Annotated in this window: 9 protein-coding genes; 3 read left to right on the top strand and 6 right to left on the bottom strand. The window is 74.2% G+C overall.

Going from position 1 to position 13,261, the window contains the following annotated elements; genetic code table 11:
- Positions 1-42 precede the first annotated feature (42 nt).
- Together ftsX and ftsE are read right to left on the bottom strand one after the other, a co-directional pair.
- Positions 43-963, bottom strand: a complete 921-nt coding sequence (gene ftsX / locus ACGFMM_RS22150) for a permease-like cell division protein FtsX (RefSeq protein ID WP_393648101.1) — start codon at positions 961-963, stop codon at positions 43-45.
- Positions 964-984: 21 nt separating this feature from the next.
- On the bottom strand, positions 985-1,674 hold the full coding sequence (gene ftsE / locus ACGFMM_RS22155; RefSeq protein WP_393648102.1) for a cell division ATP-binding protein FtsE: 690 nt from the start codon (positions 1,672-1,674) through the stop codon (positions 985-987).
- Positions 1,675-1,929: 255 nt separating this feature from the next.
- On the opposite strand from ftsE, the gene ACGFMM_RS22160 reads away from it, so the two are divergent.
- A complete protein-coding gene (locus ACGFMM_RS22160; protein ID WP_393648103.1) occupies positions 1,930-2,124 on the top strand; it encodes a hypothetical protein in 195 nt (64 codons plus the stop codon).
- 79 nt (positions 2,125-2,203) lie between these two features.
- On the opposite strand, the gene ACGFMM_RS22165 is transcribed toward ACGFMM_RS22160, so the two are convergent.
- From ACGFMM_RS22165 to ACGFMM_RS22180, 4 genes are all read right to left on the bottom strand, one after another.
- Entirely contained in the window at positions 2,204-3,001 is a 798-nt protein-coding gene (locus ACGFMM_RS22165) for a hypothetical protein (RefSeq protein WP_393648104.1), read from the bottom strand.
- Between the two features lie 415 nt (positions 3,002-3,416).
- Positions 3,417-4,523: a peptide chain release factor 2 gene (gene prfB, locus ACGFMM_RS22170; protein ID WP_393648105.1), complete on the bottom strand. Its 1,107-nt coding sequence runs from the start codon at positions 4,521-4,523 to the stop codon at positions 3,417-3,419.
- 94 nt (positions 4,524-4,617) lie between these two features.
- The gene (locus ACGFMM_RS22175) at positions 4,618-5,853 is read right to left on the bottom strand and encodes a serine/threonine-protein kinase (RefSeq protein WP_393648106.1); all 1,236 of its coding nucleotides are present in this window, start codon (positions 5,851-5,853) and stop codon (positions 4,618-4,620) included.
- 128 nt (positions 5,854-5,981) lie between these two features.
- The gene (locus ACGFMM_RS22180) at positions 5,982-7,679 is read right to left on the bottom strand and encodes a serine/threonine-protein kinase (protein ID WP_393648107.1); all 1,698 of its coding nucleotides are present in this window, start codon (positions 7,677-7,679) and stop codon (positions 5,982-5,984) included.
- A gap of 538 nt (positions 7,680-8,217) precedes the next feature.
- Here ACGFMM_RS22180 and ACGFMM_RS22185 point away from each other — a divergent pair.
- Together ACGFMM_RS22185 and ACGFMM_RS22190 are read left to right on the top strand one after the other, a co-directional pair.
- Positions 8,218-11,739: an FtsK/SpoIIIE domain-containing protein gene (locus ACGFMM_RS22185; protein ID WP_393648147.1), complete on the top strand. Its 3,522-nt coding sequence runs from the start codon at positions 8,218-8,220 to the stop codon at positions 11,737-11,739.
- A 157-nt stretch (positions 11,740-11,896) separates the two neighbouring features.
- On the top strand, positions 11,897-13,258 hold the full coding sequence (locus ACGFMM_RS22190) for an ABC transporter substrate-binding protein (RefSeq protein WP_393648108.1): 1,362 nt from the start codon (positions 11,897-11,899) through the stop codon (positions 13,256-13,258).
- Positions 13,259-13,261 lie beyond the last annotated feature (3 nt).

The following is a 13,261-nucleotide window of genomic DNA, read 5'->3' on the forward strand; positions in this document are numbered from 1 at the left end:
GCGGTTGCCCGTACGGCGCTCGTGGTGTGGAGGCGGCGCTCGTCACACCTTCAGGTACTTGCGCAATGCGACGAAGGCGGCCATGGCGGGCATCAGCAGGCCGATGACGAGGACCAGCGGGAGTTTGGCGAACACGGCGTCCCAGCCGATGAAGTTGACCAGCTGCATCTTCTCGGCGAGCGCGAGCCCGTGGTCGATCAGGAAGTACCGGCCGACCAGCAGCAGGATGCAGGCCACGGCTCCGCCGAGGAGTCCGGCGAACGCGGCCTCCATGATGAACGGCATCTGGATGTAGAAACTGGACGCGCCGACCAGCCGCATGATGCCCGTCTCGCGCCGGCGACTGAAGGCGGAGACGCGCACGGTGTTGATGATCAGCATCAGCGCGATGATCAGCATCAGGCCCATAACGCCGAGCGCGGCCACGTTCATGCCGTTCATCAGGTCGAACAGGTTCTGCAGGATGCTCCGCTGGTCCTGGACGGACTGCACGCCGTCCCGGCCGGCGAAGGCCGTCGCGACGACCTTGTACTTCTCCGGGTCCTTGAGCTTGACCCGGTACGACTCCTGCATCTGGTCGGGGGTGATGGTGGCGGCGATGGGCGTGTCGCCGTACTGCTCCTTGTAGTGCGTGTAGGCGTCTTCGGCGGACTCGTAGTGGACCTTCTCGACGAGGCCGTCCATCTTCTCCAGATCGGACTTGATCTGCTCCTTCTGCTGCCCCGTGACCGCGCCCTTGGCGCACTTCGGCGTGGTCGCCGCGTCACTCTTGTTGCAGAGGAAGATGGAGACGTTGACCTTGTCGTACCAGAAGTCCTTCATGGTGCTGACCTGCTCGCGCATGAGCAGGGCGCCGCCGAACAGGGCGAGCGACAGGGCCACGGAGACGATCACGGCGAAGGTCATCGTCAGGTTGCGCCGGAGGCCGACGCCGATCTCGGAAAGCACGAACTGAGCGCGCATGATGTGCTGTCTCCCGCCCGCTCAGTGCTGGTAACCGTAGACGCCGCGAGCCTGGTCGCGGACGAGGCGCCCGCCTTCGAGCTCGATGACGCGCTTGCGCATCTGGTCGACGATGTTCTGGTCGTGGGTCGCCATGACGACGGTGGTCCCTGTCCTGTTGATGCGGTCGAGCAGCTTCATGATGCCGACGGAGGTCTGCGGGTCCAGGTTGCCGGTGGGCTCGTCCGCGATCAGCAGCATCGGCCGGTTGACGAACGCCCGGGCGATGGCGACGCGTTGCTGCTCACCGCCGGACAGCTCGCCGGGCATCCGGTCCTCCTTGCCGCCGAGGCCGACGAGGTCGAGCACCTGGGGCACCGCCTTGCGGATCTCGCCGCGCGGTTTGCCGATGACCTCCTGCGCGAAGGCCACGTTCTCGGCGACGGTCTTGTTGGGCAGCAGGCGGAAGTCCTGGAAGACGGTGCCGAGCTGGCGCCGCATGTGCGGCACCTTCCAGTTGGAGAGCCGGGCCAGGTCCTTTCCGAGGACGTGCACCTGACCGTGGCTGGCGCGCTCCTCGCGCAGGAGCAGCCGCAGGAAGGTGGACTTTCCGGAGCCGGACGAGCCGACGAGGAAGACGAACTCGCCCTTCTCGATCTCCAGGGAGACATCCCGGAGCGCGGGGCGATTCTGCTTCGGATAGGACTTGGAGACGTTGTCGAATCGGATCACAAGTGCACCACGGTCGGCCGGGAGTATGGGTGTGCGTGACACTACGCGACGGGGGACCGCCCGCGCAGTCGCTGCCCCGGCTTGAGCGTTATATCCTTTTCGCCCCTCCGGGCGGAACCGGCGGAATCCGGCGGTACACGGGCGGGGCGCGCCGAAACCCGCGAGAGCTGGCACAGTGGGAGGGGGAACGGCTGCGTTCCCCGGAGCGTTGTACGGGGAGAACGCCGCGCGGAAGACCGCGGGAGAGGAGAGCGCATGACCTACGACCGACTGGTGTGCGCCAACTGCGCGGCGCCCGTCGCGGAGGGGCGGTGCCCCGTCTGCCGGGCGAATCGGGAGCGGATGCAGCAGGAGGGCCCCTTCGGCGGCCTGAACCCCGCGATGCTGCTGGCGCTGGTGCTCGCCCTGGTGGCGGCGGCGGCGCTGATCACGGCGCTGCAGACCGCGTAGCGGCGCAGCACACGCACACGAAGGGCCGGGGCGGCTGGAAGGAACAGCCGCCCCGGCCCTCTGCTGTGTGCGCTACGCCTTAGGCAGCGGCGCCACGGCCGCCGGAGACCAGACGCGGCAGCATACGGAAGCCGATGCCACCGGCGATCATGGTCGCGGCGCCGATGAGCAGGAACGTGGTCTCGGCGGCGCCGGTCTCGGCCAGCTCCTCCTTGGCCTTGCCCTGCTCGACGGGCTGCGAGCCGGCGTTGTTGGTGCCCGGGTCGTTGTCGACGCACTCGGCGCCGTCGAGGTCCACGGTGCAGGTACCCGCGCCACCGTCACCGTTGCCGGGGTTGGTGGGGTCGGGGTCGGTGGTCCCGGGGTTGGTCGGGTCCGGGTTCGTCGGACCGGGGTTGGTCGGGTCCGGGTTCGTCGGGCCCGGGTTGGTCGGGTCCGGGTTCGTCGGGCCCGGGTTGGTCGGGTCCGGCGTGGTCGGGTCCGGGGTCGTCGGGTCCGGCGTCGTCGGGTCCGGCGTGGTGGGATCCGGCGTCGTCGGGTCCGGGGTCGTCGGGTCCGGCGTCGTCGGGTCCGGCGTGGTGGGATCCGGCGTCGTCGGGTCCGGGGTCGTCGGGTCCGGCGTGGTGGGATCCGGGGTCGTCGGGTCCGGCGTGGTCGGGTCCGGCGACGTCGGGTCCTCACAGCCGGGCGAGCCCGGGATGCAGGGGTCGTCGTCCTGGCCGTTCTCCTCGCCGATCTTCGCCTCGACGCTCAGCCCGGCGATCTCGACGTCCACACCCACGGCCGAGGCCGCACCCGCCGCCGTGAGCGACGCACCGGCGGCGATCACCGCGCCGGCCGCAATCCGCGCGACGCGGACGCGCGTCTTCTTCGTCATCTGGTTGCTACCCCCAGTAGCTCATCGTTTGTGGAGCAGCGCTCGGGGCAACGGCCAAAGGGGGCGGTCTCGTTACTGGATCGGCCCCCGTTCACACACGCCCCAGAAATGCGCATGCCACGCGCCAGCCTGGCGAGTTTTCAAAGCACCGTCAAGCACGTTGCGCGCGCAATGCCCGATACCTCCAAGCTTGCCCGCCATGCGGTGAAGCAACTGTGACGTAAACCCGGAACTTCCGCCTCCCCTAGCGCAGTTGCCGTGTCGACAAAGCGAGGAAAAAGCGCCGCTTCCACTTGCGTCAGCGAATCGGCTTGCCCACGCCGGGCTTTGGGCCCGGCCCATGACGACCGGGATGACGACGACGGCGCCGGCCCCCGACAGGGGACCGGCGCCGTCGTGGATGCCCGGGCGGAGGTTACTTCTCCGTCTGCTTGCGCCAGCGGATGCCCGCTTCGAGGAAGCCGTCGATCTCGCCGTCCAGGACGGACTGGGGGTTGCCGACCTCGAACTCGGTGCGGAGGTCCTTGACCATCTGGTACGGGTGGAGGACGTAGGAGCGCATCTGGTTGCCCCAGGAGCTGCCGCCGTCGCCCTTCAGGGCGTCCATCTTGGCGCGCTCCTCCTGGCGCTGGCGCTCGAGGAGCTTGGCCTGGAGGACGTTCATCGCGCTGGCCTTGTTCTGGATCTGGCTGCGCTCGTTCTGGCAGGAGACCACGATGCCCGTGGGGATGTGCGTGATGCGGACCGCGGAGTCCGTCGTGTTGACGCCCTGGCCGCCGGGGCCGGAGGCGCGGTACACGTCGATGCGCAGGTCCGACTCGTCGATCTCGACGTGGTCGGACGACTCGACGACCGGGAGGATCTCGACGCCGGCGAAGGACGTCTGGCGGCGGCCCTGGTTGTCGAAGGGCGAGATGCGGACCAGGCGGTGCGTGCCCTGCTCCACCGAGAGCGTGCCGTAGGCGTAGGGGGCCTTGACCACGAAGGTGGTCGACTTGATGCCGGCCTCTTCCGCGTACGAGGTCTCGTAGACCTCGGTCGAGTAGCCGTGGCGCTCGGCCCAGCGCAGGTACATGCGCTGCAGGCGCTCCGCGAAGTCGGAGGCGTCGACGCCGCCGGCCTCGGCGCGGATGTTGACCAGGGCCTCGCGCTCGTCGTACTCGCCGGACAGGAGGGTGCGGACCTCCATCTCGTCCAGCGCCTTGCGGACGGCGACGAGCTCGGTCTCCGCCTCGGTGCGGGTGTCCGGGTCGTCCATCTCCTCGGCGAGCTCGAAGAGCACGCCGAGGTCGTCGATGCGGCCGCGCAGGGCCTCGGCCTTGCGGACCTCGGCCTGGAGGTGCGAAAGCTTGCTCGTGATCTTCTGGGCCGCCTCCGGGTCGTCCCACAGGGACGGCGCCGCGGCCTGCTCCTCGAGCACGGCGATGTCTGCCCTCAACTTGTCGAGGTCCAGGACGGCCTCGATCGACCCCATGGTCGAGGAGAGGGACTTCAGCTCTTCGGATACATCGACGACTGCCACGCGTCCAGCGTAACGGCTCCGGCAACCGGGAGGGACCGCTGTACGGGCCGGAGCCCGCTGAGGGCCGCCCCCGGCCGTACGGCGGCCCTCCCGCCTACGGCTGCGTCGTCTGCTTCGAGTCCTGCGGCGGGGCCTCCTCGCCGCCGCTCGTCGCCGCGTACGCGCCCGCGCCGAGCGCCGCCGCCAGGAGCACCCCGGCGACCGTCAGCGTGATGCGGCGCTTGCGCACCGCCTCCGCCTTGTGGCGGGCCGAGCCCGGGCGTCGGGCGCCGGCGGCCCTGGGGGCGCGGGCGGTGCCCAGGGGGCCGCCGGAGAGCTCGTCGGGGGCCGGGACGCGCATCGAGGTGTGGGTGTCCCGGTTGGAGTCCGGGGACGCGCCGGGGACGAGGGGGACGGAGCCGCGGCGCGGGCCGGGCTCGCCGCCGCGGCCGGCGTGCGGCTCCTCCTCGTACGGCTCCGCTGCGGCCGGCTCCGCGTCCGGCTCGTCGACGTCCAGCGGCGGGATGCCCTTGAGCATCGGCAGCACGTCCCGCAGCCGGGTCGCCAGCTCGGAGGCGCGCAGCCGGGAGGCGGGGGCCTTGGCGAGGCACTGGACGATCAGCTGCCACAGCTCCTCGGGGATGCCGGGGAGCGGGACCACGGTCTCGGTGACGTGCCGGCGCAGCACCGCGCCGGGGTGTCCGCCGCCGAAGGGCGTGAAGCCGGCGAGCAGCTCGTACAGGACGGTCGCGAGGGCGTAGATGTCGACGGCGGCGCGCGGCGGCAGGCCCTCGACGATCTCGGGGGCCAGGTAGTCCGGGGTGCCGATGATCCGGGTCGCCTTGGTCCGCTTCGGCGTGTCGATCAGTTTGGCGACGCCGAAGTCGGTCAGGAGGGCGGGGTGCGCGCCGCCGGGGCCGAGCGGGCCCTCCATGTCGAGCAGGATGTTCTCCGGCTTGACGTCGCGGTGTACCACGCCGGCCTTGTGCGCGGCGGCGAGCCCGTCGGCGACGTCGGCGATGATCGCGACGGCGGCCTCGGGGGCGAGCCGGCGTTCCCGGTCGAGGCGGGTGCGCAGGTCGGTGCCGCGCACCAGGTCCATGACGAGGGCCAGGTCGTTGCCGTCGACGACGAGGTCGCGGACGGCGACGACGCGGGGGTGGTCGAGCCCGAGCAGGGCGGTGCGCTCCTGGACGAAGCGCCCGACGAGCTCCTGGTCCGAGGCCAGGTCCTCGCGCAGCAGCTTGATGGCGACGGGGCCCTCGGGGCCCTCGCCGAGCCACACCGTGCCGGCGCTGCCCCGCCCGAGGATCTGGTGGGCCGTGTAGCGGCTGCCGATTTTGCGTGCCAAGACTGCTCCCTCAGCGGCTGGAGTTCGCGTCAAAGTTACGCGGACCCGGTCGCCGGTCTCGACTCCCGGGGGGAAATCACCCCCTGGAAGTCGACAAATCGGCAGAGTCGGCGGCCCTGCGGGGGCTCCTACTGCCCCGTACCGCCGGTAGCACCCCCACTGCCGCTGATGGTGTCGGCGCTGCTGGTGATCTCTTCGATCCACGTGGTGAAGCTGTCGATGCCGTCACCGATCGCCTCCCAGTAGCTCTGGCCCTGGGCGACCAGGTCCTTCAGCCCGGTGAACTCCCAGATCAGCCAGCCCGCGACCACGAACAGCACGATCGTGAACAGGCAGCCCTTGAGGCAGCCGAGCCCGGGGATGCGCATCGGGTTGGCGCTGCGCCGACGCGGCTCGCGCGGCGGCCGCGGCGCGGGCCGCTGGGGCGGCGGCTGCGGGGGCGCGTACTGCTGCTGCGGAGGCGGGGCGTACTGCTGGCGCTGCGGCGGCTGAGGCTGCTGCCGCTGCTGCCGGCGGCTCGGGGCCTGTTGCGGGTACGGCGGCTGCGGCTGCTGGTAGGGCTGCTGCTGGTACGGCTGGGGCTGCTGCTGGTACGGCGGCGGCTGCGCGGCGCGGCGCTGGGGCCGGCGGCGCAGCGGGTCCTCGTCCGGGTCCAGGTACTGGATCTGGGTCTGCTCGTTGCGGTCCCGGACGCCCTGCAGCTGGGTCTGCCAGGGGTGCGGGTCCTCCGGCTGCGGCGGGCCGTCGGGGCGCGGAGGGACCGGCGGCATGACCGAGGTCGCGTCGCCTGCGCCGTTCACCGGCAGGACGCTGGTCGCGGCGCCGGGGTCGTACTGCGAGGCGGAGCCGGACGGCAGGAACTGGGTGGCGTCGGCGGAGCCGGGGACCGCGGGGGTCTGCGGCACGGGCGCGGGGGCCGGGTCGGGCGCGAGCAGCGCGCCGACGCCCTCGGCGGCCTCGATCTGGGCCGGGCTGGAGTGCACGCCGATGCCGTCGGCGACCACGCGCAGGCCGCGGGCCAGGTTCTGGGCGCTCGGGCGGCGCGCCGGGTCCTTGCTGAGGCAGCGCTCTATGACCGTCCACAGCGGGGCGGGGACGGTGGAGGGGCGGCGCGGGTCCTCGCTGAGGTGCCGGTGCAGCACCTCGAGGGCGGTGGCGCCGGCGAACGGGGGCCGGCCGGTGACCAGCTCGTACAGCAGGATGCCGGCGCCGTAGATGTCGACGGCGGAGGTCTGCGGACGGCCCTCGGCGGACTCCGGCGCGACGTACGCGGGGGTGCCGACGAACTCGTGGGTACGGGTCAGGCCCGGGGAGTCGGCGAGGCGCGCGATGCCGAAGTCGGTGAGCATCGGGTGCATCTGTCCGTCGCGCTCGGCGAGCAGCACGTTGGCCGGCTTGAGGTCGCGGTGGACCACGCCGTCGGCGTGGCTGGCGGCGAGCGCGTCGGCGATCTGCGCGGTGAGCAGCGCGGCGGCGACCGGGGTGAGCGGGCCGTTCTCGCGGATGTAGCGGTGCAGGTCGGGGCCCTCGACGAGGTCCATGACCAGGGCGAGGACATCGCCCTCGACGACCAGGTCGCGGGTCCGCACGATGTTGGGGTGGGTGAGCCGGAGCAGCACGGACCGCTCGCGCAGGAAGCGCATCACGATGTCCGCGTCGTTGGCCAGCTCCTCCTTCAGGACCTTGATCGCCACGGTCTCGCCGGGCTGGCCGGGCACGGCCGCCTCGGCGCCCGCCGTCTCCCGCTGGCGGGCTCGCCAGACAGTGCCCGTGGCGCCGCGGCCGAGCGGCTCCTCGAGCAGGTACTTGCTGCCGATTGGCCGCACGTCACGCGCTCCCTGCTGATCGTGGTCCTGGGGTCCGGGGTCTGTCGTGACCCGTAAGGGTGTCCGACCCACTTTAGTGCCGTCGAACCGGCCACGGCCCGGTCGGCGGAGGTCGCGTGCGCCGTACGGCCGGTGTCCGACCTGTCCGAAACGCGACATGGATCTAGACGCTTCTCGGCCGCCGGCGGTTGCCGGAGGCGTGCCGGAGGCGGGCCGGAGGCGGGCCGGAGGCGGGCCGGAGGCGGGCCGGAGGCGGGCCGGAGGCGGGCCGGAGGCGGGCCGGAGGCGTCGGGAGTCGGACGCAACCAGGCACTTTTGCGTCCACAGCCGACCATTCAAGATCGTTTATGGCCGACCCGGGGACAGGTTGTCCGCGGCAGGTGCAAGGATGCCCTCAGCACGGCGTCGTGGGGTCGGGAGCCCCCGGTCCGTGCCGACCTGTACCGGACGACGCGTCCGTCCCGGGTCAGGGGGAGGCGCCGGTCCGCCGGTGCGGCCCCCTGCCGGGCGCACCGCGCAGAAGGGACCGCTGACGGCGATGCAGATCCGGCTGACCGTCCTCGCGCCGCACACCGGCCACGGCCACTCCGGCGCGGCCGGGCGCTCCTGCGACGTGCTCGTCACCGCTCCGGCGGGGACGGCCCTGGCCGCCGTGGCCTCGGGTCTCGCCGCGGCCGTCGCCGGCCCGGACTCCACCGGACCGGTCTCCACCGGCCCGGTCGTGCTGTACGCGGGTCAGGAACGCCTCGACGCGCAGCGCTGCGCGCTCGGAGAGCCGCCGCTGGTCGACGGCGCGGTGCTCTCCCTCGGCGGCCCCGGACCCGGCTCGGACGAGTCCCCCGGCGCGGGCGAGCCGGCGGCCCGGCTGCACGTGGTCGCGGGGCCGGACGCGGGCGGGGTGCATCTGCTGCACGGCGGCGCGATCCGGGTGGGCCGCTCCCTGGACGCGGACGTGCCGCTGGACGACCCGGACGTCTCCCGGATCCACTGCACGGTCACGGTCGAGGCCGGCGGACGGGTCACCGTCGCGGACCTCGGCTCGACGAACGGCACCAGTCTGGACGGCGCCGAGGTCGGCGCCCGCGCCGTACCGCTGCCGCCCGGCGCGCTGCTCCGCCTCGGCGAGTCCGCGCTGCGCCTGACGCCGCCGGCCTCCTGCGGCGCGGACGCGATGACCACGGCGCCGGACGGCGAGGGCCACCTGCGCGTGACCCGCCCCGGCGACGCCCCCGCCGCCGTCCCCGCGCCCGCGGCCCCGCCCGCAGTGGAGGGCCAGGTCTCGGGCGGGACGGTGTCCACCGGGGCGCACGGCCGCGGCGGGTACGGCTCCCCCGCACACCCGGGCGCGGACGACCGTACGCACGGCGGGCGCGGAATCCCGTACGCGGCGCAGCCCGCCGCCGGCGGTACGGGCCCGGGCGCGGACGATCGCACCGCCGACCGCACCGCCCCCGCAGCGCACCCGTACGGCGCCGACGAGGACGCGCACGCCCGGGCCCGCGAGCACGAGGGCGACCACGGCGTCGCGCAGCACAGCCGCACCGGACAGACCCGCCGCCAGGCCGGGCCCGCGCCCGACGGCGGCCGCAAGCGCGGCCTCGGCGCCTGGGCGCGCCGGCTCGCCGGAGGCAAGGACGAGGCGGTCCCGCTCCCCGGCGGCGCCCCGGCGCGGCCCGCCGCCCCCGCGCCCGCCGTCCCGGAGCCCGCCGCCGACACCTGGCCGGACCCCGCCGCCGTCCTGCTCACCGCGCTCGGCCCGGGCCCCCGGCTCTGGGAGCGCGGCCCCGAGCACCCCGAGGCGCTGGGGGTCCGGCTCGGCACGGCCGACCGGGCCGAACTGGCGGCGGTCCCGGTCACCGTCGGCCTGCGCGAGGCCGGTTCGCTGGGCCTGGCCGGTCCGCGCGAGCGGCTCGCCGGGCTCGCACGCTCCGTCGTGGCACAGCTCGCCGCGCTGCACTCCCCCGCCGATCTGGAGCTGGTGCTGATCGCCGCGGACCGGGCCCGTCCGCTGGAGGAGCGGCGACGGACCTGGGGCTGGCTCGGCTGGCTGCCGCACCTGAGGCCCGCGCACGGCCAGGACTGCCGGCTGCTGCTCGCGTACGACCGCGAGCAGGCCGCCGCCCGTACGGCCGAGCTGACCCGCCGGCTCGACGACGGCCCGCTCGGCCCGGGCTGGGCGAGCGCCGACCGCCCGGCGGTCGCCGAGGCCGCCGCCCGGTACGAAGGGCCGCGCACGGTCGTGATCGTGGACGGCGACCCCGGCTCGGCCGCGCTGCGCGAGACCACCGCGCGCCTTGCCGGCGCGGGCGCGGCGGCCGGCATCCATCTGATCTGCCTCGCCGAGGCCCCGTCCGCCTCCCCGACGTCCCCGGTGGCGGCGACGTACGAGACGGCCTGCGCGGCCGCGCTGCCGTTCCGCGAGTGCGGGGCGGCCGCCCTGCTGAGCGGCGACGTGGCGACGGCGCTGCGGCTGCTGCGCACGGCCGGCGGCCGCCCCGCCGGGCACGGCACGATGGCGGCGGTCGACGCGGTGTCGCCGGCCTGGGCCGAGCGGTTCGCCCGCGCGCTGGCGCCGCTGCGGGCGGAGGCCGCCGCGCCGCGGGGCGCCCGGGTGGCGACGGCGCTGCCGCCGTCGGCGCGGCTCCTGGACGAGCTGGGGCTGGCCCGGGCCACGCCGGCCTCGCTGATGGCCCGCTGGGCGGCCGCCGGCGAGGGCACGGCGGTGCTCGGCGCGGGTCCGCACGGGCCGGTGGCCGTGGACCTCGTCGAGGAGGGCCCGCACCTGCTGATCGAGGGCGGGCCGGGCAGCGGCCGCACGGAGCTGCTGCGCGCGCTCGCCGCCTCGCTGGCGGCGGCGGGCCGGCCGGACCGGCTCGGGCTGCTGCTGGTCGACGGCGCGGGCGGCGAGCGCGGCGAGGGCCTCGCGCCCTGCACAGAACTGCCGCACGTCACCGAGCATCTGGTGGCCTCGGACCCGGTCCGGATGCGCGCGTTCGCGCAGGCCCTCGGCGCGGAGCTGAAGCGCCGCGCGGAGCTGCTGGCCGCGGCGGGCGCGCCGTCCCGGGAGCCGCGCGTCCCCGACGCCCGCACCAGCCCCGACGACCTGACGTCCCGTCCGAGCGCCCGCACGTCCCGCTGGTCGGACGTTCCGCAGGCGCGGGGGCAGCGGGCCGGCGGGTACGACCCGGGCGCGGACGTGGACGACCGCCCGAGCGGCCGTCTCCCCCGCCCCGGCGCGGCCTCGGCCGCGTACGACGCCGCCGCCGACCTCGGCGACCGCCCGAGCGGCCGTCTCCTCCGCACCGCCGACGTGGGCGACGCCCCCAGTACGCGCACGGCCCGCACGCCCGCGTACGACACGGCCTCCGACCTGGGCGACACGCCCAGCGCCCGGGCGCGGAGGGCGAGCGCGTACGACCCCGGGGCGTACGACCCGTCCGCCGACGCCGGCGACCGGGTCGGCGGGCGGATCCCGGGCCAGGCCTCGCCCCAGGACGCCGAGCGGGGGGGCCGGGCCGACGCCGCGGGGCTGCCGCGGCTGGTGGTCCTGGTCGACGACTACGACGCGCTGGTCGCGCCCGCCCTGGGCTCGCCCGGCAGGCCCGCGGCCGGCTCCGTCGTACGGGCCCTGGAGGCCGTCGCCCGCAACGGGGAGCGGCTCGGGGTGCACCTGGTGGCGACCTCGGGCCGGCCGGACCGCACCGCGGACACCGAGCTGGCGCACGGCGCGCGGCTGCGGATCGTGCTGGACGCCCCGCCGGCGTCGGCCGGCCCGGACGACCCCGCGCCCGGCCGCGGCCGGCTCGGCCATCCGGACGGGCGGGTGACGCCGTTCCAGGGCGGCCGGGTCACGGGCCGCATCCCGCGCACGGCGACGCTCCGCCCGACCGTGGTCCCGCTGGAGTGGGAGCGGATGGGCGATCCGCCCTCCCGCCGCCCGGTCCGCGAGTTGGGCAACGGGCCGACGGACCTCGCCCTGCTCGCCTCCGCGCTCGACCGCGCCGCGCGCTCCGTGAACGCCGCCCCACTGGCCCCGCTGACCCCCGCGAACCACGCCTGACGGCGGCCCCGCGCGCCGGGGCCGCCCGCGCTGACGGCACGTCACGAGCGGATCACGATCCCCCGTTCGACCCCGAACGCGGTATTGCGGGCCCCGTGCCCCCGGCGTAGACCTGTCGGCACGGGACGAGCTCGCGCACGAAAGAGACGGGGCAGAAATGCGGACAACTCTTCGTACACGCAAGGCCGCACTCACGATCACCGCCCTCACCACGGCCGCCGCCCTCGGCCTCGCCGGCTGTGGCGGCGAGGGCGCGGAGAAGGAGCCGAAGGCGGGGCCGAGCAACGGCCCCGGCATCTCCTTACCGTCCCTCAAGGGCGAGAAGATCGAGGTCGCGGCCGTCTGGACGGGCCCCGAGCAGGAGAACTTCACCAAGGTCCTGGACGAGTTCGAGAAGCGGACCGGCGCGGAGGTCACCTTCGTCCCCGCGCAGGACCCGATCGTCAACTTCCTCGGTACGAAGATCGCCGGCGGCAGCCCGCCGGACATCGCGATGCTCCCGCAGGTCGGCGCGATCCAGCAGGCCGCCGCGCAGAAGTGGATCAAACCGCTCGGCGCGGACGCCAAGGCGCAGCTCGCCAAGAACTACGGCAAGGGCTGGCAGGACCTCGGCACCGTCGACGGCACCCAGTACGGCGTGTACTTCAAGGCCGCCAACAAGTCCCTGATCTGGTACAACAACGCCGCCTTCGAGAACGCGGGCGCGGCCGAGCCGAAGACCTGGAAGGACTTCCTCGCCACCGCCGAGACGATCTCGGCGTCCGGCGTCACCCCGGTCTCGATCGGCGGCGCGGACGGCTGGACGCTCACCGACTGGTTCGAGAACGTCTACCTCTCCCAGGCGGGCCCGGAGAAGTACGACCAGCTGGCCAAGCACGAGATCAAGTGGACGGACCCGTCCGTCGCTCAGGCCCTCACCACCCTCGGCGAGCTGTTCGGCAAGCCGCAGCTGATCGCGGGCGGCGCGGCGGGTGCGCTGCAGACCGAGTTCCCGGTCTCCGTCACGCAGACCTTCAGCGGCGGCGACCAGCCGAAGGCCGCGATGGTCTTCGAGGGCGACTTCGTGGCCGTCAACATCGGCCAGACGCAGGCGAAGCTCGGCACCGACGCGAAGGTGTTCCCGTTCCCGGCGGTGGGCTCCGGCCCGGCCCCGGTGGTGACCGGCGGCGACGCGGCGGTGGCGCTGAAGGACACCAAGGGCGCGCAGGCGCTGCTGACCTTCCTGGCCTCGCCGGACGCGGCGGGCATCTGGGCGAAGCAGGGCGGCTTCCTCTCCCCCAACAAGGCGCTGGACCCGGCCGCGTACCCGAACGACGTGCTGCGCACCATCGCCAAGGCGCTGATCGCCTCCGGCGACGACTTCCGCTTCGACATGTCGGACCAGATGCCGCAGTCCTTCGGCGGCACGCCCGGCAAGGGCGAGTGGAAGGCGCTGCAGGACTTCCTGAAGAACCCCGAGGACGTCGCGGGGACCCAGGCGCGCCTGGAGGCCGACGCGGCCAAGGCGTACAAGAACTGAGCC

Source organism: Streptomyces sp. NPDC048604, from assembly GCF_043199435.1.
GTDB lineage: Bacteria > Actinomycetota > Actinomycetes > Streptomycetales > Streptomycetaceae > Streptomyces.

What these genes read in the sequence shown, in the direction of transcription:
- ACGFMM_RS22190 (WP_393648108.1), top strand. Translation starts at nt 11,897, where the DNA reads ATGCGGACAACTCTTCGTACACGCAAGGCCGCACTCACGATCACCGCC.
- ACGFMM_RS22165 (WP_393648104.1), bottom strand. Translation starts at nt 3,001, where the DNA reads ATGACGAAGAAGACGCGCGTCCGCGTCGCGCGGATTGCGGCCGGCGCG.
- ftsX (WP_393648101.1), bottom strand. Translation starts at nt 963, where the DNA reads ATGCGCGCTCAGTTCGTGCTTTCCGAGATCGGCGTCGGCCTCCGGCGC.
- ACGFMM_RS22160 (WP_393648103.1), top strand. Translation starts at nt 1,930, where the DNA reads ATGACCTACGACCGACTGGTGTGCGCCAACTGCGCGGCGCCCGTCGCG.
- ACGFMM_RS22185 (WP_393648147.1), top strand. Translation starts at nt 8,218, where the DNA reads ATGCAGATCCGGCTGACCGTCCTCGCGCCGCACACCGGCCACGGCCAC.